Here is a 25,468-nt window from a genome sequence, read left to right on the forward strand (position 1 = left end):
GTAAGTAAGACCCCTCAAAGAAGATGAGGTTGATAGGTTCGGGGTGGAAGCACGGCGACGTGTGGAGCTGACGAATACTAATCGGTCGAGGACTTAACCAAAACGAAAAGCGAAAGCGGCCTGCCAAGACTCGACAGGCATAAGGCGAATCAACGAAGTGGCGCTTTTTGCCACGCAGTTGAGACGACTTATGACCCGAGAGTCTGGCCGCTTGAGCTGGACAATTAAAAAGAGCATGGTTGGCTCTGATGTACGTACTCAATGTTTGTTTTATCCGGTTTTGAGTGAACAAGCTCAAAATAGTCTGGTGACGATTGCGAAGAGGTCACACCCGTTCCCATACCGAACACGGAAGTTAAGCTCTTCAGCGTCGATGGTAGTTGGGGGTTTCCCCCTGCGAGAGTAGAACGTCGCCGGGCGCAAGGTCATTACCAATAGGTAGTGGCTTTTTTATTTGCGTAAAAGTAGTTAATAATAAAGATGCCAATGGTGGGCTTGATGTCCTAAGTTTGGGCTGATTTGTCTTGGTGTTTATAGGTGATAGAATGAAAAAACGTTAAGGGAAATGGTCATTTCTCCTGACGTTTATTTTTTTGGAAGATAAATATGTATGGTAGTGTCTATTTTAATTTTTTTTTTGTAGTTTTGGTTTTGGCTGATTCCCGATAGTTTGGCTGGGCCATGACAGTTTGGTCGATTGCCCTTACAGTTCCTAGAATAGCCATGACAGTTCGGCCGATAGCCCTTACAGTTCCACCGAGCCATGACAGTTTCTCAAATTGCCCTCACAGTTTGCGAAATAGCCGTGACAGTTCGCTCAATTGTCCTCACAGTTCCCCCGGGCCATGACAGTTTCTCCAATTGCCCTTACAGTTCCCGAAATACCCATTACAGTTCGCCCAATTGTCCTCACAGTTCCCCCGAGCCATGACAGTTCCCAAAATGGCCATGACAGTTCATACAAATTCCCCGAAACATGACACAATAAATAGCCTAATCCACTACGATTAATTAAATTCTTGAATTCACCCTCTATCACGGGTAGGATGAAAGCTATATAGTGAAAGGAGTGTTCGGCTTGCAAATGGTGCTTATTATATTTGCGATTAATATTGTTTACGTGACCTTCTTTACTGTGCGAATGATTTTAACGTTGAAAGGTTATCGTTATGTCGCGGCGGTTGTCAGTATGGTGGAAGTAGTCATCTATGTCGTTGGACTTGGGTTGGTATTGGATAGTCTTGATCAAATACAAAATCTTGTGGCTTATGCTCTTGGATATGGTTGTGGGGTCATTATTGGTACGAAGATTGAAGAAAAGATGGCACTTGGTTACGTAACTGTAAATGTTATAACTGCCGATGAAAGCCAGAAGCTCCCGAATGTACTTAGAAGTAAGGGATATGGTGTAACGGATTGGTCGGCCAATGGTCTTGATGGTAACCGGTCTGCTATGCAAATTTTAACGCCCCGTAAGTATGAACTAAATTTGTATTCGCTTATTCAAGAAGTTGATCCGAAAGCTTTTATTATCGCATATGAGGCTAAGACAATTCATGGCGGCTTCTGGGTTAAAAATGTTAAGAAAGGGAAGTTGTTTAAATGAGTAAAAAGAAAACGATGTGGTTTGAAGTGGCAGAAGGTGAATCCGTTGATGATTGTTTGAAGCGAATGGCCGCTGAGGGCTATACAGTTGCAGGTAAAAAAGAGGAGCCACTGTTTAAAGAGGTGGATGGAGAATATGTGCCGATTAGGCAACTGATTAAATTTAAAGGGACTCTTAGTGAGTAAAAGCGTGTTCATATACGAACGATAAAAATCGAAGTTTATAAAACGTTCGTCTTTTCTGTTGACGTAAGATAGTTTACTTGTTAAAATAAAAGAGTAAATAACAACCCCCATATATGCTGAAGAATTGGCTTCAGCGTTTCTACCAGGACACCGTAATGTCCGGACTATGCGGGAAAGCGACTTCAGGAATGATTTACGGAAGGTGATTAGGTACCAATCGGTGCAGTCATCAATTCGTACAGTTCATTGTCCTTGAATGATCTGCTTTTCATGCATTTGAAAAGTAGTTTGTTCAAGGACTTTTTATATTCTTAAAAGGAGCGGATTATAAGTGGAACCAGTAGTCGGTGTAATCATGGGAAGTAAAAGTGATTGGGAAACGATGAAACATACATGTGCGATTTTGGATGAGTTAGCAGTGCCTTATGAAAAGAGGGTTGTTTCTGCGCACCGCACTCCGGACTACATGTTTGAATATGCGGAACAAGCGCAAGAACGTGGAATACATATTATTATTGCGGGAGCAGGAGGGGCTGCGCATCTTCCAGGAATGGTGGCAGCTAAAACGATGCTTCCAGTTATCGGCGTACCGATTCAATCCAAGGCTTTAAACGGGATGGATTCGTTGCTCTCGATTGTACAGATGCCAGGCGGGGTTCCGGTTGCGACAGTGTCTATTGGAAAAGCGGGTGCGGTGAATGCAGGACTGCTTGCGGCACAGATTTTAGGGGTTCATGATTCAAAACTGATGGAACGCATTGGAATACGTAGAGAGAAAATGCGGGATGCGGCATTAGAGAGTAGCGGTGACTTATTATGAGAACGATATTGCCTGGGCAAACGATCGGAATTATCGGTGGTGGACAGCTTGGTCGGATGATGGCACTTGCAGCAAAAGAAGCGGGTTTCAAAATTGCGGTATTGGATCCTGTAATGGATTCACCATGTGGACAAATTGCGGATATCCGAATTGTTGCCCCGTATGACGATGAAGCGGCACTTGAAGAGCTTGGTGAAGTAAGTGACGTCGTTACATATGAATTTGAAAATATAGATTATGAAGGTTTGAATCGACTTACGCAAATTGCGCATGTACCACAAGGTGCGGAACTTGTTCGGATTACACAAAACCGTATAAATGAAAAAAGAGAAATAACAGCTGCGGGAGCCCCGGTTGCCGACTATATAACAGCACAGACATTTGAGGAACTGACAACGAAAGTTTCGACTATCGGGTTCCCATGTATCGTAAAAACTGCAATAGGAGGTTATGACGGGAAAGGGCAAGTAAGAATTGATTCGCCGGAAGAGATTCATATAGCAGAATCCTTATTTACTCACTCGCCGTGTATTGCAGAAGCATTTGTACCTTTTTCAAAGGAAATTTCTATCATTATTCAGCGGAATGCAGCGGGACAGTCTTACTGCTTGCCTGTAGCTGAAAATATTCATATAGACCATATTCTTCATGAATCGATTGTGCCAGCACGTGTTCCATCGGAAGTCCCTATGCAAGCTAACGAGGTAGCGATTAAAATTGCCAATCACTTGAATCTTGTCGGCACACTGGCGGTTGAATTATTCGTTTTGGAAAACAACGAAATTCTTGTCAATGAATTAGCACCACGCCCACATAACTCGGGTCATTATTCAATTGAAGCGTGTACTATTTCACAGTTTCATCAACATATCCGTGCTATTTGCGGATGGCCGTTGCGGGAACCGAGGTTATGGGCGCCATCCATAATGGTGAACATCCTTGGCGAACATATAGCGCCATTAAAAAAGGCTATTACGGAATATCCACATTGGTCAGTCCATCTATATGGTAAAGAAGAGGCAAAAGTGAAACGCAAAATGGGTCATGTCACCATTATGACTGATGATATTGAAAAGACGTTACAAGAAATTGGGTCATCAGCAATTTGGTCCAACGAATAAGGTTTCATCATTCAACGAAGCTTGTCCACACTTTTTTACAACTAAACTAATTCCACTTGGGAGGAAACAGACATGACAAAAGTAAACGTACACGTAACGCTCCGCGAGAGTGTTGTTGATCCACAAGGAATCGCGACGAAAGAAGCGCTACAAACGATGGGTTATAACGAGGTTGAAAATGTACGCATCGGTAAACTGATTGAACTTGAACTAACTGGGTCAGCTTCTGAAATCGATGCACGTGTCAAAGAAATGTGCGACAAGCTTCTTGTCAATAAAGTGATTGAAGATTACCGCTATGAAATCGGGGAGGTTGCGGGCAAATGAAGTTCGCTATTCTAGTATTTCCAGGAGCGGGTTGTGACGTCGATTTATTTCATGCAGTAAAAAACGTTTTGGGTTATGAAGCTGAGTATGTCTGGCATACAGAATCGGGTCTTGAAAGATTTGACGCGGTACTCATTCCTACGGGAGCAACATATGGCGATTATCTACGTCCGGGGGCACTTGCGAAAAGCTCTCAAATAATCGATAGCTTGAAGGCATTTGCAAATTCAGGTAAACCAGTGCTCGGAGTAGGTAACGGCTTCCAAATACTTGCTGAAATAGGTCTCTTGCCAGGTGCATTCTTGCGCAATAAAGGACTGAAATTTAGATCGGGCAACACGAAAATAGTTGTGGATAACACAAACACGCAGTTTACGGCAGACTATCAAAAAGGGCAAGAACTCACAATTCCATTCGCTCATGAGTTCGGAAACTACTACGTAGATGAAGATACAGTTGCAGAATTAAAACAAACCGATCGTATCGTTTTCACATACGCAGATGGCAACAGCGATGGTAGCACAGCAAGCATCGCAGGTGTGGTAAATGAACAAGGAAATGTCCTTGGTATGATGCCACTTCCAGAACGAGCAGTTGAAGAAATTATCGGGGGAACAGATGGATTACCCCTGTTCAATTCAATCTTGAAAAATTGGAGTGAAAACAATGTCTGCCATGCATGAACCGAACGCACAACAAATCATAGATGAAAAGTTATATCGCCAAATGGGAATGACCGATGAAGAATTTGATCGTGCGGTTAACATGTTGGGCCGACATCCGAATTATACAGAAACAGGATTATTCTCTGCAATGTGGTCTGAACATTGTTCATATAAAAGCTCGAAACCGGTACTACGTAAATTCCCAACTGAAGGTGCACGTGTCCTACAAGGTCCAGGGGAAGGGGCTGGAATTGTTGATATCGGCGATAACCAAGCAGTCGTTTTTAAGATGGAATCGCATAACTCTCCGTCGGCAATTGAACCATTCATTGGAGCAGCAACAGGGGCTGGAGGGGTATTGCGTGATGTATTTTCAATGGGTGCTCGTCCAGTTGCACTTGTCAACTCGCTACGTTTCGGGGATTTGACGGACGCACGTGACCGTTATTTATTCGAAGAAGCGGTTGCGGGTATTGCTAGTTATGGAAATACGATTGGTATACCGACAGTCGCGGGTGAAGTGCAATTCGATAATTGTTATTCAAAACGTCCGCTTGTCAATGCAATGGCGGTTGGTTTATTGAATCATGAAGATATTCAAAAAGGAATCGCTTCAGGTGTAGGCAATTCAATCATATACGCGGGTGCTACTACAGGACGTGATGGAATTCACGGTGCGACAATGTCTTCCGCTGAAGTTTCGGTTGAAAAAGAAGGGGAGCTACCGGTGATGCAAGCTGGTGATCCGTTCCTTGAAAAGCTTTTGATGGAGGCATGTCTTGAACTTGTGAAATCAGATGCGTTAATAGGGATTCAAGATATGGGAGCGGCGGGGCTTACTTCTTCGGCTGCTGAGATGGCGTCAAAAGCGGGTTATGGAGTTGAGATGAATCTGAATCTTGTACCCCAACGTGAAGAAGGAATGACAGCGTACGAAATGATGCTGTCGGAATCACAGGAGCGTATGTTAATTGTTGTTAAAAAAGGCCGTGAACAAGAAGTTATCGATCTATTTTCTTCCTATACAATTAATGCAGTAGTGGTTGGTCGCGTTACGGACGATAAAATGTTGCGCCTCCTTCATAAAGGTGAAGTTGTTGCGGAAGTATCAGCGGATGCACTGGCCGAGGATTCACCTGTTTACGATAAGAAATCCGAAGAACCTGCTTATTTCAAAGAGTTCCAAGCGGCGGAAATGACAGAGCCGGTTGTGGATGATCTACACGCAACATTGAAGGAATTGCTGCAACGCCCGACAATTGCGTCGAAAGAATGGATCTATAACCAGTTCGATACCCAAGCCAGGTCAAATACAGTCATTGCACCGGGATCATCTGCAGGTGTCATTCGTGTAAGTGGAACGACCAAAGGACTTGCGATGACAGCTGATTGTAACTCGCGCTTTGTATACCTTGATCCGGAAACCGGCGGGAAAATTGCAGTTGCTGAAGCGGCGCGAAATCTCATTTGTTCAGGAGCAGAGCCGATTGCAGTTACCGATTGCTTAAACTTCGGAAGCGCGGATAAGCCGGAAGTGTTTTGGCAGTTTGAAAAGTCCGCCGAGGGAATTTCGGAAGCATGCTTGAAGTTGAATGCGCCCGTAATTAGCGGGAACGTCTCCTTGTCCAATGAAGTGGACGGTGTTCCGGTATATCCAACACCAACTATCGGCATGGTAGGCATTGTTCATGATTTGTCGCATGTAACGACTACCGAATTCAAAAATGCGGGAGACGTACTATACGTTATCGGAGAAGCATCACTCGATTTTGGTGGTAGTGAACTTCAACAAATGACGGAAGGGAAGATTTCCGGTCGTGCGCCTGTAATTGACCTTGATGTTGAAGCAGTGCGTCAGAAAGAACTTCTAACTGCAATCCAAACAGGAATTGTTCAATCGGCGACTGACTTATCAGAAGGCGGTTTAGCGGTAGCCCTTTGTGAAAAAGCGTTCGGCGCGAAGGGTCTTGGAGCTGGTGTCACAGTTTCTGGTTCTCCGGTGACAGCGTTATTCAGTGAAACACAGTCACGTTTCCTTGTATCTGTAAAAGAAGGGGATGCGGAAGCATTTGAAAAAACAGTGACAGATGCGATTAAAATCGGCGTCGTAACGGAGAGTGACAGTATCGTTATCAATGGTGACGAGGGTACGTTAATCGATGGAACGGTTACCGAACTTCACGCTGCTTGGAAAGGAGCTATTCAATGCTTGCTGAACTCAGAGGGCTAAACGAAGAGTGTGGCGTGTTTGGCATATGGGGTCATGAGGATGCGGCGCAGATCAGTTATTATGCGCTGCACGCGTTGCAGCATCGGGGTCAAGAAGGTGCAGGTATTTGTGTGAAAGACGGTAAGAAACTACATGTAGTAAAAGGCGAAGGCCTGGTCAATGAAGTGTTCTCGGGAGAGAAGTTAAGTCATTTAACAGGAAATAGTGCTATTGGTCAAGTTCGGTATACAACGGAAAATGGACGTGGTATTGAAAATGTTCAACCGACTGTTTTTCGTTCAACAACTGGTAGCTTGGCGCTCGCGCATAACGGTAACCTCGTCAATGCCGCAGAACTAAGAGAGCATCTTGAACGCCAAGGAAGTATTTTTCAAACGACTTCAGATACAGAAGTACTTGCACATTTGATAAAAAAAACAAGTGGAACCCTTACGCAACGTGATCGAGTGAAAAAAGCATTATCTATGTTAAAAGGTGCTTTTGCATTCGTTATTCAGACTGAAGATGGCTTGATGATTGCGCAGGATCCAAATGGTCTTCGTCCGCTATCTCTTGGAAAGCTGGGTGATGCATGGGTTGTTGCCTCGGAAACATGTGCATTCGATTTGATCGGGGCGGAATGTATCCGTTCGGTTGAACCGGGTGAACTCATTACGATTAATAGCAAGGGTCTACATTCGGATCGGTTTGCTGAAGCAGCAGATTCGGCAATGTGTTCAATGGAATACGTGTACTTCTCACGACCGGATTCTGATATCGACGGTATTAATATCCATGCTGCAAGAAAAAGATGTGGTAAACAGCTTGCACGCGAGGTTCATATTGAAGCGGATGTTGTTACGGGTGTACCTGATTCAAGTATTTCGGCGGCAATCGGTTTCTCCGAAGAAAGTGGGATTCCATATGAACTCGGTTTGATCAAAAACCGCTATGTCGGTCGTACATTCATCCAACCTTCACAGGAATTACGTGAAAAAGGTGTGAAGATGAAACTGTCGCCAGTCCACCAAGTCGTCAAAGGTAAACGAGTTGTCATGGTCGATGATTCCATCGTCCGCGGCACGACTTCCAAGCGGATTGTCAATTTGTTGAAAGAAGCGGGGGCTACGGAAGTTCACGTGGTCATTGCGTCACCGCCGCTTGTCAGCCCTTGTTTCTACGGTGTTGATATCAGCACCGATTCAGAATTGATTGCAACAGGTCGTACAGTAGATGAAATCAAAGACGTAATTGGTGCGGATTCGCTCACTTTCCTTTCTACAGAAGGCATGCTTGCCTCAATAGGTCGGTCACAGGAAATGAAGAACTGTGGACAATGCCTTGCTTGCTTCACAGGGGAATATCCAACGGAAATCTATTCGGATACAGTATTGCCATACGAAAAAGAAATCGTACGTTAAAGGGGGCCTCTTTCATGTCAAAGGCATATGAAAATGCGGGTGTAAATATTGAGGCGGGCTATGAGTCCGTCGAACGGATGAAATCACATGTTGCACGGACAACGCGCAAAGGAGTTACGGGAACAATTGGCGGTTTTGGCGGCATGTTCGACCTTTCCGCTCTTAAGTTTAAAGAACCGGTCTTGATTTCGGGTACGGATGGCGTCGGTACTAAATTGAAATTGGCATTTCTTGCGGACAAACACAATACAATTGGCATCGATTGTGTTGCAATGTGTGTCAATGACATTGTTGCACAAGGAGCGGAACCGCTGTATTTCCTTGACTATATTGCGCTTGGAAAGGCAGTTCCGGAAAAAGTGGAAGCAATTGTAAAAGGAATAGCAGATGGCTGTGTTCAATCTGGATCAGCGCTTATCGGTGGTGAGACTGCTGAAATGCCGGGACTTTACGATATGGATGAGTATGACCTTGCAGGTTTTGCAGTGGGCGCGTGTGAGAAAAGTGCTGTTGTAACAGGTGAAAAGCTTGTTGAAGGTGATATCCTCGTCGGAATTGCTTCCAGTGGTATCCATTCGAATGGTTTCTCACTCGTCCGCAAGATAGTGCTCGAAGATCAGGGCTATGCAATCGATGGTTTAATCGAGGGTTATGAGGAGTTAGGGACGGTTGGAAATGCGCTTCTTGAACCGACGAAAATCTACGCGAAACCAGTACTTGCCATGCACAAGGCAATAGATATCCATTCGATGGGTCATATTACGGGCGGTGGATTCTTCGAAAATATTCCACGGATGCTGAAAGATGGATTTGGTGCAGAAATCGATCTTGGTTCATGGCCAATCCTTCCGGTGTTCAACATGTTGAAGGAAAAAGGCACACTAGCTGATAAAGATCTATACAGTGTATTCAATATGGGAATTGGTTTCGTTGTTGCACTTCCAGAAGAACAGGCCAATCAAGCAATTCAAATCGCTGCAGAACATGGTGAAGAGGCATTCAAAATTGGCCGTGTTGTGAAAGGTGAAGGCGTTACATTTACTGGCGTGCACGACGGGAGCCTTGCGGAATGAATCGTAAAGCGAAAATAGCCGTCTTTGCATCTGGAAGCGGCAGTAATTTCGAAGCGATTGAAGAAGCTTGCAGAAATGGAGACTTGCACGCTGAAATTGTCATCGTTGTAACGGATCAGCCGGCAGCGTTTGTTGTAGAACGTGCAAGACAAGTGGATGCCCGAATTGTAGCGTTCCAACCGAAAGCATTTCAATCCAAAAATGCGTATGAAGAAGCTATTTTACGTGAACTGAACGATGTGGGCGCGGAATGGCTAGTCTTGGCAGGTTATATGCGACTTATAGGACCTGTATTGTTAACCGCTTATCAATCGCACATCATCAATATCCATCCATCTCTTCTTCCGGCGTTTCCGGGAAAAGATGCGATTGGACAAGCGATTGCACATGGCGTAAAGGTAACCGGCGTCACAGTCCATCTAGTCGATGCCGGCATGGATACAGGACTGATTCTAGCACAGCAAGCCGTCGATGTTGTGGATGGTGATGCGGAGAAAACTGCAGAAGTGATTCATGCTGTTGAACATGAATTATATAAAGATACGTTGAATGTGCTTTTTAGGCGGTAGTGTTTTATGGGCATTCCTTGTACCTATGATAATGGAAATTGTTTAGTGTGGGGTTTGGTAGACGGTGTGTGGTGCCAGCTGCTGCCGCAATTTGAAGAGCGTAAATTGTGTCAGTAACTGGGCACAGTGTATTTCTATCTGTTCTACGGGTGTGTTGTTTAGTGTTGGCTTTGGAAGACGGTGTGTGGTGCCAGCTGCTGCCGCAATTTGAAGGACGCAAATTGTGTCAGTAACTGGGCACAGTGTATTCCTATCTGTTCTACGGGTGTGTTGTTTAGTGTTGGCTTTGGAAGACGGAGTGTGGTGCCAGCTGCTGCCGCAATTTGAAGGACGCAAATTGTGTCAGTAACTGGGCACAGTGTATTTTTTTCCGTTCTACGGGTGTGTTGTTTAGTGTTGGCTTTGGAAGACGGAGTGTGGTGCCAGCTGCTGCCGCAATTTGAAGGGCGCAAATTGTGTCAGCAACTGGGCACAGTGTATTTTAAAAAATGGAGGGGTTTATTCGTGAAAAAACGTGCATTGCTTAGTGTGTCCGATAAAAGTGGAATAGTGGAATTTGCGCAAGCGCTTGAAAGTCTTGGTTACGAACTGTTGTCTACAGGTGGAACGATGAAACATTTGGCTGACAACGGTGTTGCTGTAACAGCTGTCGATTCAGTAACTGGATTTCCAGAAATTATGGAAGGCCGTGTTAAAACGCTTAACCTAATGATCCACGGGGGACTCCTTGCAAAACAAGATGACCCAATACATATCGCGCAGATGGAAGAGCATGGCATCCAGCCGATTGATATCGTTTGCGTAAATCTATATCCATTTAAAGAAACGATTTCCAAACCGATTGTCTCTGTAACTGAAGCCGTTGAAAATATCGATATCGGCGGACCTGCAATGCTTCGCGCCTCTGCTAAAAACCACGCGTATGTGACGGTTATTATCGATGCAGCAGATTATAATGGAGTCCTTTCCGAATTAAAAGAAGAAGATGGAACAACTTCCGAAACACGTAGACGCCTGGCAGCGAAAGTTTTCCGCCATACAGCAGCTTACGATGCACTAATTGCAGGTTTCCTAACGGATCTAACTGAAGAAGAGTTCCCAGAGCAGGTAACCCATACATACGAACTGAAGCAACCACTTCGTTACGGAGAAAATCCACATCAAAAAGCGGCGTTTTACAGCAGGCCAATTGGGTCGGATTTCTCGATTGCCTATGCAGAACAATTGCACGGTAAAGAGCTTTCGTATAACAATATCCAGGATGCCAATGCGGCTATCCAAATCGTGAAAGAATTTGTCGGACCGGCAGCAGTTGCGGTTAAACATATGAATCCTTGCGGTGTTGGGACAGGCGAAACAATCTCTGAGGCGTTCAAGAAAGCATTTGAAGCAGATTCCACATCAATCTTTGGCGGGATAGTTGCTTTGAACCTTGAAGTGGATGCGGAAACGGCTGAACAATTGGCAGAGATATTCCTTGAAATTATTATTGCGCCGTCATTTTCGGATGAAGCGATTGAACGCTTAACGAAAAAGAAAAACATTCGACTCCTTACAATTTCATTTGATCAGCATAAAAAAGATGCGTGGAATACGGTATCTGTCGAAGGCGGCTTACTGATGCAAGAACCGGATAGCTATGGTTTTGCAGATGCAGCGATTAAAGTGGCAACGGACCGTGAACCTACGGAAAAAGAATGGGAAGCATTGAAACTTGGCTGGGCGGTCGTTAAGCATGTGAAGTCGAATGCAATTGTTGTTACTGATGAACAGATGACACTTGGTGTCGGCGCTGGGCAGATGAACCGTGTAGGAGCAGCGAATATCGCTTTAGCTCAGGCGGGCGATCGTGCAAAAGGGGCGGCGCTTGCATCAGATGCGTTTTTCCCGATGGCCGATACGGTTGAAGCAGCTGCAAAAGCGGGGATTACAGCAGTCATACAACCCGGTGGCTCTGTAAAAGACGAAGATTCGATTAGGAAAGCAAACGAATACGGCATCGCAATGGTATTCACAGGCGTTCGACACTTCAAACATTAAGGAGGAAATCGTCATGAATGTACTTGTTATCGGGAGTGGCGGTCGTGAACATGCGATTGCCAAACAATTTAATGCCTCTCCTTCGGTGGATAAAGTATTTGTAGCACCCGGCAATGATGGGATGACTACTGTTGCTGAATGTATTCAAATCGACTCTTTGGACTTTGCTTCACTCACAACATTTGCAAAAGAAAACAATGTGGACTTGACGTTTGTCGGTCCCGAGCAACCGCTTGCGGAAGGAATTGTAGACTACTTCAATGATCAGGGGCTAGCCATATTCGGACCGACAAAAGCGGCAGCGTTACTTGAAGGTAGTAAATTATTTGCGAAAGAATTGATGAAGAAATACAATATCCCGACAGCGGGCTATGGAACATTTACAGACGCGGAAGAGGCGAAGGCCTTCATTCGTGAACAAGGTGCGCCTATTGTGGTGAAAGCGGACGGCCTTGCAGCAGGAAAAGGTGTCGTTGTTGCGATGACCTTGGATGAGGCGTTGAACGCAGTCGATGATATGATCGGCCATCAAAAATTTGGAGAGTCGTCATCCCGTGTCGTCGTCGAAGAATTCATGGATGGGGAGGAGTTCTCTTATATGTCGTTCGTTCATAATGGGCACATTTATCCAATGGTTATCGCACAAGATCATAAGCGTGCATATGACGGAGATAGGGGACCAAACACAGGCGGCATGGGGGCCTATTCGCCCGTTCCTCAAATCTCGGAGGCAGTTGTGAAGGAAGCATATGACAAAGTTGTTGTTCCAACAGTCGAAGCAATGGCTGCTGAAGGGACCCCTTTTACAGGTATTTTATATGCTGGCCTTATCTTAACTAAAAACGGACCTAAAGTGATTGAATTTAACGCCCGTTTCGGCGATCCTGAAACACAGGTCGTCCTTCCGCGGATGGCATCAGACTTTGGTGAGTTCATGACCGCACTTATGGCTAGCAAACCGTATGACTTGAAGTGGGATGACAAAGCGATGTTAGGTGTTGTTATTGCGGCGGACTACTACCCAGGAACTGTCGTGAAAGGGGCGGCATTGCCTGATCTTGGTGTATTGGCAGCACGGAGTTTAGATGTTTTTCATGCAGGAACGAAATCGGAGAGTAAAGGCTTCGTTGGTAATGGGGGTCGCGTACTTCTTGTTACTGCCAAAGCAGATTCATTAAAAGAAGCACAGGATAATGTCTATAAAGGCTTGTCCCAATTCGAATGGAATGGATTCTTCTATAGACAAGACATCGGTTGGCGTACGTTTGAATAAGAAAAGCACTAGTCGCGTCTAAGCAGGTGCGTCTAGTGCTTTTCCTAATTCATGTCCTATTCAATCGCCCCAGTACTTTTCAGTTCAACGTCAACAGTGACATCAAACTCCAAATTGGGGTACATACTATTCCATTTTGAAATGGTATTCTTATTGCTTAACCGAGTCGCTCTGTACCGTAGGCCGAAACCAAATGGATCCAGCTCATTTTCCTGTAAAATCGTCAACAGTTTCACAACTTTTTTCTCCATCGCTTTAGAAGCATACTCATTATATTTTTTCAAATTCTTAAAGGCTAGGTCCGTACTCGATTCCCCGATAATTCCAATCATCTTAACATTCATATCCACCCGCGGGGGGCTTCCCTGTTCCGTGATTATTTTATAGTTCATCTTGACCGTATCGATATTTAATAGTAACGTCAGATCACCATGTTTCACTTTGTAACTGAATCCCACCATCCCGCTGGCAAGGGAATTGTAATCCTTTGTCTCAACAGGTGTCAGTTCCAATGGATCCTGCTTATCCTTTACAACTAAAGAATTATTGATGATCAATTCCTTTCCATTTTCACTTGCTTCAACTAGTGGTAGAACGCTATCAAGCCCTATCGCAAAAAAATCCCGCCTAAATTGAAAAAGGAACGTAGTGGTGATATACGGACTCTCTGTACCACTGTCATCAAAAAAATTAAATAGGGCAACGGATGCAGGCGATTCCGTCTCAGGTTCCGTTTTCAGTACTTGTTCAGCGCTTGGTCTTCCAGCGGCCACCCATGCTATTAGCTGAAGGTCTCCCCTTCTTGTGAAGTAATCCATGAATTGTCCTAGATCATCAGATAACAATTTTTCATTAATCACAAGGATTTTTGCGTGACCAAATTCAAGGGTTTTGTCGATATGTGTCTCCAACATTCGAATCGATTCCCCTATCGTTTCTCCTTCATATGATAGATAAGAATAAGTAGGGCCTTTCGCTTGTTTGAGTGACCCTATGGGTATGGCAATTTTTAACGTTACTTTGTACTTCTCATCATCATCTTCCCCGGGATCAATTCCAATTCCGGCGACAAAGGCCCTTTTATTGATGTCTTTAAATGCACAACCTGTTTGAAAAATACCCGTGATACATACTATAATGACCAAGAATATGCGTTTTCTTTTACTTAATGTGGACATTATGATTTTGCACCCCGCTTCACAGCAACCATTGAAATTAGTAAAAGCGCATATAAAATGGGCAATGTATTAAAGAAAAAGATGGAATACCTAATTAGTTGGTACTCGGTCAAATACGTCGTTAATTTAACTCCGACAATCAAAAAAATTATAACAAATAAATAATGGGTTAAATTCTTTTCCTTCCAATTTAAACGTTTGATGTGGATAATACTTCCGAATAGTTGAACCGCAATATGCCAATGGATGATAACGCTTGCAAGTGCTATCGCTAAAAAAGAAATGAGAAAAAGATAAATGACTCGTTCAATAACACCTAATCTCATACGTATGGAGTCGGTTGTAGAAATCCAAGGATATATAATGTCCTTAATACTATCAAAGCCAATGAAACCAATTGGAATGAAATAGGTTGTAAATAGGATGAATGCTCCAGTTGCACCGATTAGCATCAATTGTTTTAAGCCAAACTTTTGCTTCATACTAAAATTACGATTGAAAATCACTAAATTTGCAACGCCTATAAATGCATAGAGTGAAGCTGTAAAGGCGTTATATCCCGGGAGGTGGTTGACATGCATCATGGCCACTTTTACAAAGTCCCAGTTAAGTTCCGGGCTTCGATACGCTTCAATGAGTAAAAAAACAATAATCGGAATAAATAAGAATAAAATAATTTCAGTTGAATCCAACACGCTTCGGGTTTTCATGAGTACCCCATATGCAGCGATTAATAGGAAAGAAGTTAAAACTATGTAAATCGACATTTGGGGTGTTAAGTAACGAAGCAATAGGAATGTAAAGGTTATTAGCGTTAGTAGCCCTGCAACGTACCACATTATTGACATGTAAAAGAGGGTAGGATAAGAGAACCATTTCGGCGTGTATTCTTTCAATAACTCTGGCAATCCTTTCCCGGGGAACTTATTAAAAAAAGTAGCTACAACATACGTTAAGAATAATCCCACGATAAACGCAATAATTAGGGAGGTGACAGCTCCATTCTTACTTTCCTGTAAAAGTATTCTCGGAACGGGGGTTATGATATTTGTTATTAAATTGACAAGGATTAAATAATAAAAAAAACGATTCATTTGTTGTCCCCCTTTGCTTCTTCCTCCCTGTTTTTCGCGACTATTCTTAAGTAGGGTTCACCGAAGCTTTCCCTGTTTACCAAGTAAATGATAATGCCTAAAAAACCAAGTATAACTCCGGCCAACCCGAAGAGTGAGGCATACCCGAGAAGAAAAAGCCTGCTGATTCTCATTGAATAACTCATTTCGTTAACTGGGATGACAAAAGTGGAAATGGCTACGAGGGAAACGACGATAATCATGATGTTTGATGCTAGCGCGGCTTCAGTGACCGCTGTACCTAAAATCAGTCCTCCTACAGTTGTAGCGGTTGCACTGATTGCTTTTGGGAGCCGAATACTTGCTTCGGTAAGAAGTTCGATGAAAACTAGCATGAATAAGACTTCAATAAAGGATGGATAAGGTACTCCGATTCGACTACCCGCGACTGTTAACGCAAGTTCTGTCCGAAAAACTTCTGGGCTGTAAGAGGTGACAGCTACATATAAACCCGGTAGCGTTATACAAATGACCAACGCAATATAGCGAAGCAAAATTGTTAATTTGGCTATCCAAAATGCATGATAGACATCTTCCATTGACACTAAAAAGTCGAAAAAGACGACAGGTAATACTATGGAATGAGGACTGCCGTCTACCAACAGTACGACCTTGCCGCCTGTCAGGTTATAAATAATTCGGTCTGGCCGCTCGGTTATTATTGTGTTCGGGAAGAGGGTAAACTTTTTGTCGGTCAAATAGAGTTGGAAATCACCTGACGATTGTACCAAAGGGGTATCCAATTGGTTTAATTTCTTCTTGACTGCTTTTAAAATGCTTTTTTTGACCACCTTTTCATCATAAAGAATTGCGATTGAGCGATGTGATTGATCACTTAATTGCATGGTTTCTATTTTTAAGGATGAATCATGGTAACGCTGGCGTATTAGATTGATGTTCGTTTCTAAACTCTCGCTCAAAGCCAACTGCGGACCATGAATTGTCGGTTCAATAGTAGTCTGTAAAACAGTATCCGAATTGACTTTTCGTAAATCTAAAAGAACAAATCGATCCTGAATTACAAGAAGAACATTGCCCTTTGTAAGCTCAATTAGAAGTTCCTCTTTTGCAGGCATCTTCACTTTATTTGGCAATGAATTGACATAAGCCTCAAAATGCCTTTCGGAAGACAGTTCAAAAAAAGGTTTGATGACTATATTCTGTAATTGTAAACCATCAACCACCGTTTTCAGGTAGAGGAGAAAGGCTTGTTTCTCCTCTATCTGCAGTGGTATTTGTTGGACGTCGGAAGAAGGTTTCAATTTGCCAGCAAGCTCTACCATCAAATCAGGGGGAGTTGGTTCTCCTTGGGATTTTTTCGTCATATACAGATCTCCTATCACAAAAAAACGTATTCTGCCCATTCCTATCCTGGCATATTTAGGGTTACCAAAAGAAATGAGATTCAACCGATTTTCTTTTATTAAGATCCTTATAGATAGAAATTAAAGTGGGAAGAGAATGCCTATCAGAATTTTCCCGCAGACCTGTTTTTCTCATGCATGCTATGCTACGATAATTGATAGGTACATATGGTGGAAAAGGAGCGATTGCATGTGGGAACACAGTGAAATTAATGAGCAACTACAAATAATCAATGGAAAAAAAGCGCCTGATATTGTTATTGTAAACGCTAACTATTTACATTCAATCTATAAGAAATGGATGACGGGAAACATTTGGATAGCGGGTGACCGTATCGTTTACGCGGGTAATGAAATGCCTTCAATGATTGGAAGTGCGGAGGTTGTTGATGCGACAGGGAAGAAAATTGTTCCCGGTTACATCGAACCGCATGTCCACCCATTCCAATTGTACAATCCGCTGACGTTTGCAGATTATGCATCAAGGCTTGGTACGACAACTTTTATCTCGGATAACCTTACTTTTTTCATGGAACTTGATAATGCGACATCATTTTCTATTCTTGACCAATTGAATACATTACCGTTTTCATTTTACTGGTGGGCACGGTTTGATTCGCAGACGGTGCTTCAAAACGAAAAGGAACTATTTAATCTGCAATCGATTACTGAATGGGTTCAACGCCCCGAAGTATTGATGGGCGGGGAATTGACAGGTTGGCCGCGGCTAGTAGCGGGTGATCCGGACATGCTGGCATCATTGGAAGTTGCGAAGTCGGCTGGCTTAAAAATTGAAGGTCATTTCCCGGGCGCGTCTGGTCGTACACTTGCGCGGATGCGGCTGCTAGGCGCGGATGGCGACCATGAAGCGATGACGATTGAAGAAGTGGAAGTACGGCTCCTTCATGGGTACGGTGTGACACTTCGCCATTCATCCATTCGACCGGATTTGCCTCATTTGTTAAAAGATATTGTTGACAAAGAATTAGACGTATTTGATCATCTGATGATGACGACGGACGGTTCAACGCCATCGTTCCATCTTGATGGTGTCATGGACAAGTGTATACGCGTAGCGCTTGAGGCGGGTGTTGAACCAATTGATGCATATTTGATGGCTTCATATAATGTCGCGCGCCATTACGATATGACAGATTTACATGGGATCATTGCGACAGGAAGATATGCGACACTGAACTTCTTGGAACACGAGTCTAATCCGGTTCCGACGGATGTACTATCCAAAGGGGTCTGGCTGAAGCGTGAAGGTGAGTCGACAACGCCTTTCCCAACGAGGAATTGGTCGGAAATTCCGGCGTTTGCACCGGATTTTAATCTACATGAATCCGATTTTACTTTCATCGATACGACGGGAATGGCCATGGTGAATGACGTCATTACGAAGCCATACAATGTGACAATCGACATATCCGACAGCAAACTTCCGATTGGTCAAGACGAAAGTTTTCTAATGCTTGTCGATAGGCATGGAAAGTGGCGCGTCAATACGGTTTTAAAGGGATTTGACACGCATGTTCAAGGATTTGCATCTTCGTATTCAAATACAGGTGATATTATCCTTATCGGCAAGGACAAAAAGGAAATGCTCCATGCGTTCAATGAAATGAAGCGTATTGGAGGCGGTATGGTACTTACTGAAGATGGGGAGACAGTTGCTACACTACCACTCCCGATTGGTGGCGGTTTGTCAGCGGAGCCTGTTGGGAAATTGATTGTCCAGGAGATGGAGCTGAAAAAAGCTTTAAAGAATCGGGGCTATGAATTTGGTGACGCGGTATATACATTCCTGTTCCTTCAATCTACACATCTACCATATGTCCGCATAACACAGTTGGGGTTATATGATGTCATGAAAAACGAAGTACTTATTCCGGTAACAGGAAGATAGGGGGAAATGATGGAAGGTAAAAAAAGAGGATGGCTTTTGGTTCTGTTCATTGCGATGTTGCTGTTATCAGCGTGTTCAAAAAAAGAGAAGGTAGAGGACAATGTACCCGAGCCGCAAGAGGATGAAGAAAAAGTGGCCGTTCCAGCAGAGCCTGTTCCCTTATATAAGGCTCCATTCACAGGTGTTATGATGGAAGAAGAAGTTACGCGTCGTCCAGTACTTGCGACGATCAATAATCATCCACGTGCAAGACCACAATCAGGTATTGGCGATGCAGACATCATTTATGAACTCGCCGCAGAGGGGAATATTACAAGGCTCCTGGCTTTATTCCAAAGTGAGTTACCTGAAGAAATTGGACCGATTCGGAGTGCAAGAGATTATTTTGTCCATATTGCAAAAGGACTTGATGCATTCTACGTAGCACACGGTTATAGTCCCGACGCAAAGCAACTTTTGGATAGTCATTTTGTCGATAATATCAACGGCATGCAGTATGATGGAACGCTTTTCCAGCGCTCCAAAGAACGTAAAGCGCCTCACAACTCCTATATTTCTGGCGATAATATCATTGTTGGCGAGGAGAAAACGAATTCCCCAATGGAAATAAGTGAAACGCCCCCATTTTCTTTTCATGAATCAATTGATAGTGCTAAAATAGGGGATATGGCATCAATGATGGTTGTTCGTTACGGAACAGACCCAGACTATACCAGTACGTATTCGTATGATGCGGAGAACGGAACGTATAGTCGAATGACAAATAGTATTGTAACAGTTGATAAGTCTAGCGAGAAGCAAGTGGAATTGTCAAATGTTCTCGTTTTCGAAACCACGCATCATACGATTGATAATGAAGGTAGACAATCCGTCGACATTGAATCAGGTGGTAATGGCCTTTTATTTCACGGGGGTATTGTAAAAAAAGTGAAGTGGGAAAATAGGGATGGTGTTCTTGTCCCGATGGAAAATGGCGTGCCAGCGATACTTGTCCCGGGGAAAACATGGATTCACATCGTAGCCACCAATCCGGGTATGGAGAAATCGGTAACGTTTACACCGTAAGAAATCCATTCAGAGAGGGGGAGACATATGCAAATCGATAACATCCGCGGGCAACAGATGGATCAGCTATTTAAAGCAATGCTTGAATTGAAGGACCTTGATGAATGCTATGAATTTTTTGATGACCTTTGTACGATTAGTGAGTTACAGTCACTTTCCCAACGATTGGAAGTGGCACAATTACTAAAACTTAAAAAAACGTATGATGCGATTCAAAGTGAAACAGGGGCAAGTACTGCAACGATTTCAAGAATCCGACGCTGTGTGGATTATGGTTCGGGTGGGTACAATAAAGTACTCGGTCGACTTTATCCGGAATTAGAAAGCGGTAATGAAGAGTTGAAAAAATGAATATCTATATAAACTGAGCGAAGGCGCCTTAAAAAGAGTCGCCCTTCATATCTTTTTAAATAGCAGCCGGGCGTGGAAAGATTCCGTCCGGTTTTTTTGGTATACTAGATGAATGGACATATAAAGAGTAGGTGGGCTAACAATGGATTATACAACATGGCGTCATGCCTTTAAATTAGATCCTGCAAAAACGGTGACAGACGAACAATTGGAACTTCTCGCAGAGTCCGGAACAGATGGACTCATCGTGGGTGGAACGGACGGCGTTACATTGGATAACGTATTGGATTTGCTTGTACGTGTCCGCAGGTATGCAGTTCCCATTGCACTAGAAGTGTCAACAGTCGAATCTGTGACACCCGGGTTTGACCATTACTTCATCCCAACAGTACTTAACTCAACAAAAGCTGAATGGATCAACGGTGTCCATCACGCTGCTTTACGGGAATACGGTCATATGATGGACTGGGATGAAATCGTTGCTGAAGGCTATTGCATACTGAATCCCGGTTGCAAAGCAGCGAAATTGACGGGCGTAAATACTATCCCGGATGAAGAGGATGTAGTTGCTTACGCCCGCATGGCCGAGCATCTTTTCAAACTGCCAATATTCTACATGGAATATAGCGGAATATATGGCGATCCCAAGCTTGTTAAAGCGGCCGCTAGTGTATTGAAAAATACCCAGCTGTTTTACGGCGGCGGCATCAAAACGAGCGAAGAAGCAGCGGCAATGGCAGAAATAGCGGACACGGTCGTCGTTGGGAACATTATTTATGATAATTTGAAATCCGCACTTACAACAGTTGACGCAGTGAAATCAGTTTCTCGAAAGAGCTAAATCATGTATAATGAAGAACAAACGTTCCAGAAGGGCGGCTAACGATGAATAAAATAGCAGAAAACTTACTTGTAGGCATGAATCCAGAACAAGCCCGTGCAGTAAAAAAGACAGAGGGGCCTTTACTAATAATGGCGGGGGCAGGTTCGGGGAAAACGCGTGTACTTACACATCGAATCGCCTATCTCGTTGTAGAAAAAAACATTTATCCATCAAATATTCTTGCCATCACATTTACAAACAAAGCAGCACGTGAAATGCGCGATCGTATTGATGGACTGCTTGGCTCAGGCACAGGCGAGCGCATGTGGGTTTCCACATTCCACTCCATGTGTGTACGTATCTTACGACGCGATATTGACCGAATCGGTATTTCAAAAACATTTAGCATTCTCGATTCGGGAGATCAGTTATCCGTTATTAAAAGTGTCTTGAAAGAACTCAACCTCGATCCGAAACAATATGATCCGCGAGCAATGCTGAACGCAGTCAGTTCAGCAAAAAATGAGTGCATAGACGCTGCAACATATCGCGCTCAGATCAATTCAGCCAACCCGTATGAAAAAAAGATTGCAGACATCTATGACGGTTATGCAAAACGATTGCGTAAAAACCAATCACTCGATTTCGACGACCTCATCATGATGACACTTACACTATTCGAACGTGTTCCGGAAGTCCTTGAATTCTATCAAAACAAATTCCAATACATCCATGTCGATGAGTATCAGGATACAAACAACGCACAATACAGACTTGTCAACATGTTGGCGGACAAGTTCAAAAACTTATGTGTCGTTGGAGACTCCGATCAGTCTATCTACGGATGGCGTGGGGCAGATATCAGCAATATTCTATCGTTTGAGAAAGACTATAAAAATGCGGAAATGATTATGCTTGAGCAGAATTATCGTTCAACAAAACGAATTCTCCAGGCTGCGAATGATGTAATAACAAACAACAAAGGTCGTTACGATAAAAAACTTAGAACTGATAATAATGAAGGCGATTCGATTTATGTCTACAAAGCGGGCGATGAGAAAGACGAATCGCAATTCGTCGTCGGCAAAGTCATTGAATTGAAAGAGCAGGAACAGTTGAAGCTCGATCAGTTCGCGATTCTGTACAGGACAAATGCCCAGTCACGTGTTATCGAGGAATACCTTGTAAAATCGAATCTCGACTATACCATTGTTGGCGGTACAAAGTTCTATGAACGTAAAGAAATTAAAGATTTACTCGCTTACTTGAAACTCATTGCAAATAATGACGACGACCTTGCACTTGCCCGGATTATCAATGAACCGAAGCGCAGTATAGGCGCAACATCGTTTGATAAAATGGCCCGATTTGCCATTGAACAGGATCGCTCGATATTCGATGCACTCCAAGAAGTCGACTTCATGGGGATTACAGCGAGAGCCGCAAACGAAGTGGCGAAATTCCGTGAACTGATAACAGCTTTTACACAAATGCAAGAATACTTGTCTGTTTCTGAACTCGTCGAACAAGTACTGGATAAAACGGGTTACCGTGAAATGCTTCACAAAGAGAAAAGCATCGAATCAGAAAGCCGATTGGAAAACATTGAAGAATTCCTTTCTGTAACAGTTGCATTTGAAAAGCGAGCGGAAGAGGAGACGGGTGACCGTTCACTTGTTGCGTTCCTTACAGACCTCGCACTTATTGCAGATATCGATTCACTTGATAAGGAAGAGAACCAATCCACAGAAAAAATCGTCCTAATGACGATGCACGCAGCGAAAGGGCTCGAATTCCCAGTCGTATTCATTATCGGCATGGAAGAAAACGTATTTCCACATTCGCGGTCAATGGGAGACGATGATGGAATGGAGGAAGAGCGCCGCCTTGCATACGTTGGAATCACGCGTGCAGAACAAAAGCTCTATTTATCCTCGGCTTCTTATAGAACCTTATATGGAAGAGCAAGTTATAATTCCCCATCGCGATTCATTAACGAAATTTCTGATGACATTACTGAAGTACTTTCCAAAGACTCCGGATTTTCAATCGGGACACCATCGGGCAGTCGATCTGCCGCGTCTACAAGACCGGCAGTCAAAAAACCTGTATATAAAACAAGTGGTGGTGAGAAGATGGGATGGAGTGCAGGTGACAAGGCAGTCCACAAAAAATGGGGAACCGGTATGGTGGTCAGCGTAAAAGGTTCTGGAGAAGAAGTTGAACTCGATATTGCATTCCCAGATCCAGTCGGCATCAAACGGTTACTTGCCAAATTTGCACCAATTGAAAAAGCATGATGGTATAGGAGGAAAAACGGTTATGGATCGAATTGAACTCGAAAAGCGGGTTGAGGAACTGAATAATCTACTTCATGAGTATGGCCATGCCTATTATGTACTAGATAAGCCGCTAGTTTCCGATGCACTATACGACCAATATATGCAAGAACTACTTGAGATTGAAGCGGGAAATCCAGATTTAATCTTCCCGGATTCCCCTTCCCAACGTGTTGGCGGAGAAGTTCTGACGGGTTTCGGAAAAGTGCTCCATACGTTTCCGATGCTCAGCCTTTCCAATGCGTTCAATGATGAAGACTTGCGGGAATTCGATAGACGTGCCCAAGCAGCCGCTGGACATGATATATCCTATATTTGCGAACTGAAAATCGATGGCCTTGCAATTGCTATCCGCTATGAAGATGGGAAGTTTGTACAAGGTTCAACGCGTGGTGACGGAAGAGTCGGTGAAGAAATCACGATGAACTTGAAAACAATCCAAACGATTCCACTTCGTTTGAAAGAACCTGTTTCAATTGAAGTACGCGGTGAAGCCTATATGCCGAAGAAGGCGTTTGCTAAATTGAATGCAAAGCGTGACGAGGCGGGTGAAGAGCCATTTGCAAACCCACGAAATGCGGCGGCAGGTTCACTTCGTCAACTGGATCCCAAAATCGCAGCTAGCCGTAATCTAGCCGTTTTTGTCTATGGAATCGGCGGAGACGGAAGTGCGTACGGACAAGACAGTCAATCGGACGCTCTCAATCATCTAGCAAAGCTTGGATTTGAAACCAATCAAGAGCGGCAACGATGTACATCAATTGAAGAAGTTATTGACTACATCGGTAAATGGGTAGAAAAACGGGCGGATCTCGATTATGAAATCGATGGGATTGTCGTGAAAGTCGATAAATTCGAGGATCAGGAACAACTAGGATTTACTGCGAAAAGTCCCAAATGGGCAATCGCTTATAAATTTCCTGCCGAAGAGGTCACTACGAAGTTGCTGGACATTGAACTAAGTGTCGGTCGGACAGGCGTCGTTACACCAACAGCAATACTGGAACCTGTACATGTAGCGGGCTCTACAGTTGGCCGGGCATCCCTTCATAATGAAGATCTTATTAAAGAAAAAGATATTCGAATCGGGGATTCCGTCATCATTCGAAAAGCGGGTGATATCATTCCTGAAGTCGTCGCCCCACTTATCGAACAGCGTACAGGTGAAGAACTGCCGTTTGATATGCCAACGGAATGTCCGGTATGTGACTCGCAGCTCATTCGAATCGAAGGGGAAGTCGCCCTGCGCTGTGTCAATCCGACATGTCCTGCTCAAATGAAAGAAGCAATCATTCACTTCGTTTCACGCAATGCGATGAATATCGAAGGGATTGGTGAGCGTGTTGTCGATCAGTTGTATGAAGCGAGTCTTGTGCACGATGTAGCGGATTTGTATACACTGACAACCGAGCAATTGCTGAATCTTGAACGGATGGGTGAAAAATCGGTCTCGAATCTATTAGCTGCAATCGAATCATCAAAAGAGAACTCACTTGAAAAAATGCTCTTTGGTCTAGGTATCCGCCATGTAGGTGAAAAAGCAGCACGAATTCTTGCCGAAGAGTTTGGCACACTATCTGCTTTAATGGAAGCAAATGCAGATCGGCTCATATCCATACACGAAATTGGTGATAAGGTGGCAGACTCCATCACAACCTATTTCGACAATGAGGATGTACTGGAAGTACTCCATAAGCTTGAGACATACGGATTGAATATGGTCTATAAAGGACTTGAAAAGAAAGGACTGCCGACAGAAGGTCCTTTTGCCGGAAAAACGGTGGTCCTGACAGGGAAGTTATCCATCCTTTCCCGCGGGGAAGCAAAAGAGAAAATTGAAGCTCTTGGCGGTAAAGTTAGCGGCAGTGTCAGTAAAAAAACAGACATTGTCATTGCGGGGGAAGATGCCGGCTCCAAATTGGCGAAAGCCGAAGAACTCGACATACCTGTGTGGGATGAGGCGGAGTTGATTGAAGCGCTCGGCGAAAAGGAGTAAT

At 43.8% G+C, this 25,468-nt stretch carries 21 protein-coding genes, 2 rRNA genes and 1 riboswitch; of the genes, 20 read left to right on the forward strand and 3 right to left on the reverse strand.

All coding sequences use genetic code 11. From position 1 onward, the window contains the following. The 14 genes from FILTAD_RS03905 to purD all read left to right on the forward strand — a co-directional run. Positions 1-101 (forward strand): 23S ribosomal RNA (locus FILTAD_RS03905); the annotation flags it as partial. 202 nt (positions 102-303) lie between these two features. Next, positions 304-419: ribosomal RNA gene (rrf, locus tag FILTAD_RS03910) — 5S ribosomal RNA — on the forward strand. A 665-nt stretch (positions 420-1,084) separates the two neighbouring features. Continuing rightward, on the forward strand, positions 1,085-1,606 hold the full coding sequence (locus FILTAD_RS03915) for a DUF2179 domain-containing protein (RefSeq protein WP_124069293.1): 522 nt from the start codon (positions 1,085-1,087) through the stop codon (positions 1,604-1,606). Then, positions 1,603-1,791 (forward strand): NETI motif-containing protein, encoded by a 189-nt coding sequence (locus FILTAD_RS03920; RefSeq protein WP_124069211.1) that lies wholly within the window; start codon positions 1,603-1,605, stop codon positions 1,789-1,791. Before FILTAD_RS03915 ends, FILTAD_RS03920 begins: the two co-directional genes overlap by 4 nt. Before the next feature lie 87 nt (positions 1,792-1,878). Then, positions 1,879-1,978: riboswitch (purine riboswitch) on the forward strand. Positions 1,979-2,122: 144 nt separating this feature from the next. Beyond that, positions 2,123-2,611, forward strand: coding sequence for a 5-(carboxyamino)imidazole ribonucleotide mutase (purE, locus tag FILTAD_RS03925; protein WP_124069212.1), 489 nt, complete (start codon positions 2,123-2,125; stop codon positions 2,609-2,611). Next, positions 2,608-3,732, forward strand: a complete 1,125-nt coding sequence (gene purK, locus FILTAD_RS03930) for a 5-(carboxyamino)imidazole ribonucleotide synthase (RefSeq protein WP_415579353.1) — start codon at positions 2,608-2,610, stop codon at positions 3,730-3,732. Before purE ends, purK begins: the two co-directional genes overlap by 4 nt. 72 nt (positions 3,733-3,804) lie before the next feature. Then, positions 3,805-4,059, forward strand: a complete 255-nt coding sequence (gene purS, locus FILTAD_RS03935; RefSeq protein WP_124069214.1) for a phosphoribosylformylglycinamidine synthase subunit PurS — start codon at positions 3,805-3,807, stop codon at positions 4,057-4,059. Further along, entirely contained in the window at positions 4,056-4,742 is a 687-nt protein-coding gene (purQ, locus tag FILTAD_RS03940; protein WP_124069215.1) for a phosphoribosylformylglycinamidine synthase subunit PurQ, read from the forward strand. The genes purS and purQ overlap by 4 nt, the downstream gene beginning before the upstream one ends. After that, a complete protein-coding gene (purL, locus tag FILTAD_RS03945; RefSeq protein ID WP_124069216.1) occupies positions 4,726-6,954 on the forward strand; it encodes a phosphoribosylformylglycinamidine synthase subunit PurL in 2,229 nt (742 codons plus the stop codon). Before purQ ends, purL begins: the two co-directional genes overlap by 17 nt. Continuing rightward, the gene (gene purF / locus FILTAD_RS03950; RefSeq protein WP_124069217.1) at positions 6,930-8,354 is read left to right on the forward strand and encodes an amidophosphoribosyltransferase; all 1,425 of its coding nucleotides are present in this window, start codon (positions 6,930-6,932) and stop codon (positions 8,352-8,354) included. The genes purL and purF overlap by 25 nt, the downstream gene beginning before the upstream one ends. A gap of 14 nt (positions 8,355-8,368) precedes the next feature. After that, positions 8,369-9,427, forward strand: coding sequence for a phosphoribosylformylglycinamidine cyclo-ligase (gene purM, locus FILTAD_RS03955; RefSeq protein WP_124069218.1), 1,059 nt, complete (start codon positions 8,369-8,371; stop codon positions 9,425-9,427). Beyond that, a complete protein-coding gene (gene purN / locus FILTAD_RS03960; protein WP_124069219.1) occupies positions 9,424-9,996 on the forward strand; it encodes a phosphoribosylglycinamide formyltransferase in 573 nt (190 codons plus the stop codon). Before purM ends, purN begins: the two co-directional genes overlap by 4 nt. Before the next feature lie 504 nt (positions 9,997-10,500). Next, positions 10,501-12,036 carry a bifunctional phosphoribosylaminoimidazolecarboxamide formyltransferase/IMP cyclohydrolase gene (gene purH, locus FILTAD_RS03965; RefSeq protein WP_124069220.1) on the forward strand — a complete coding sequence of 512 codons (1,536 nt, stop codon included), beginning with the start codon at positions 10,501-10,503 and terminating at the stop codon, positions 12,034-12,036. Positions 12,037-12,049: 13 nt separating this feature from the next. Continuing rightward, on the forward strand, positions 12,050-13,309 hold the full coding sequence (gene purD, locus FILTAD_RS03970; RefSeq protein ID WP_124069221.1) for a phosphoribosylamine--glycine ligase: 1,260 nt from the start codon (positions 12,050-12,052) through the stop codon (positions 13,307-13,309). Positions 13,310-13,365: 56 nt separating this feature from the next. Here purD and FILTAD_RS03975 read toward each other — a convergent pair whose 3' ends face one another. Genes FILTAD_RS03975 through FILTAD_RS03985 form a run of 3 tightly spaced genes read right to left on the reverse strand, consistent with a single transcriptional unit; the run spans position 13,366 to position 16,945 of the window. Continuing rightward, positions 13,366-14,487, reverse strand: a complete 1,122-nt coding sequence (locus FILTAD_RS03975; protein ID WP_124069222.1) for a Ger(x)C family spore germination protein — start codon at positions 14,485-14,487, stop codon at positions 13,366-13,368. Beyond that, a complete protein-coding gene (locus FILTAD_RS03980) occupies positions 14,487-15,581 on the reverse strand; it encodes a GerAB/ArcD/ProY family transporter (RefSeq protein WP_124069223.1) in 1,095 nt (364 codons plus the stop codon). Before FILTAD_RS03980 ends, FILTAD_RS03975 begins: the two co-directional genes overlap by 1 nt. Then, positions 15,578-16,945 (reverse strand): spore germination protein, encoded by a 1,368-nt coding sequence (locus FILTAD_RS03985; RefSeq protein ID WP_238988135.1) that lies wholly within the window; start codon positions 16,943-16,945, stop codon positions 15,578-15,580. Before FILTAD_RS03985 ends, FILTAD_RS03980 begins: the two co-directional genes overlap by 4 nt. A gap of 229 nt (positions 16,946-17,174) precedes the next feature. On the opposite strand from FILTAD_RS03985, the gene FILTAD_RS03990 reads away from it, so the two are divergent. From FILTAD_RS03990 to ligA, 6 genes are all read left to right on the forward strand, one after another. Next, positions 17,175-18,893, forward strand: a complete 1,719-nt coding sequence (locus FILTAD_RS03990) for an adenine deaminase C-terminal domain-containing protein (protein ID WP_124069224.1) — start codon at positions 17,175-17,177, stop codon at positions 18,891-18,893. A 6-nt stretch (positions 18,894-18,899) separates the two neighbouring features. Further along, positions 18,900-19,958, forward strand: a complete 1,059-nt coding sequence (locus tag FILTAD_RS03995) for a DUF3048 domain-containing protein (protein WP_238988136.1) — start codon at positions 18,900-18,902, stop codon at positions 19,956-19,958. Between the two features lie 27 nt (positions 19,959-19,985). After that, the gene (locus tag FILTAD_RS04000; protein WP_124069226.1) at positions 19,986-20,309 is read left to right on the forward strand and encodes a YerC/YecD family TrpR-related protein; all 324 of its coding nucleotides are present in this window, start codon (positions 19,986-19,988) and stop codon (positions 20,307-20,309) included. 142 nt (positions 20,310-20,451) lie between these two features. Continuing rightward, the gene (gene pcrB / locus FILTAD_RS04005; RefSeq protein ID WP_124069227.1) at positions 20,452-21,150 is read left to right on the forward strand and encodes a heptaprenylglyceryl phosphate synthase; all 699 of its coding nucleotides are present in this window, start codon (positions 20,452-20,454) and stop codon (positions 21,148-21,150) included. A 44-nt stretch (positions 21,151-21,194) separates the two neighbouring features. Beyond that, a complete protein-coding gene (gene pcrA, locus FILTAD_RS04010; RefSeq protein WP_124069228.1) occupies positions 21,195-23,432 on the forward strand; it encodes a DNA helicase PcrA in 2,238 nt (745 codons plus the stop codon). Between the two features lie 22 nt (positions 23,433-23,454). Further along, the gene (gene ligA, locus FILTAD_RS04015; protein WP_124069229.1) at positions 23,455-25,467 is read left to right on the forward strand and encodes an NAD-dependent DNA ligase LigA; all 2,013 of its coding nucleotides are present in this window, start codon (positions 23,455-23,457) and stop codon (positions 25,465-25,467) included. Position 25,468 lies beyond the last annotated feature (1 nt).

It is taken from the genome of Filibacter tadaridae (assembly GCF_900609045.1).
Classification (GTDB): Bacteria; Bacillota; Bacilli; order Bacillales_A; family Planococcaceae; genus Sporosarcina; species Sporosarcina tadaridae.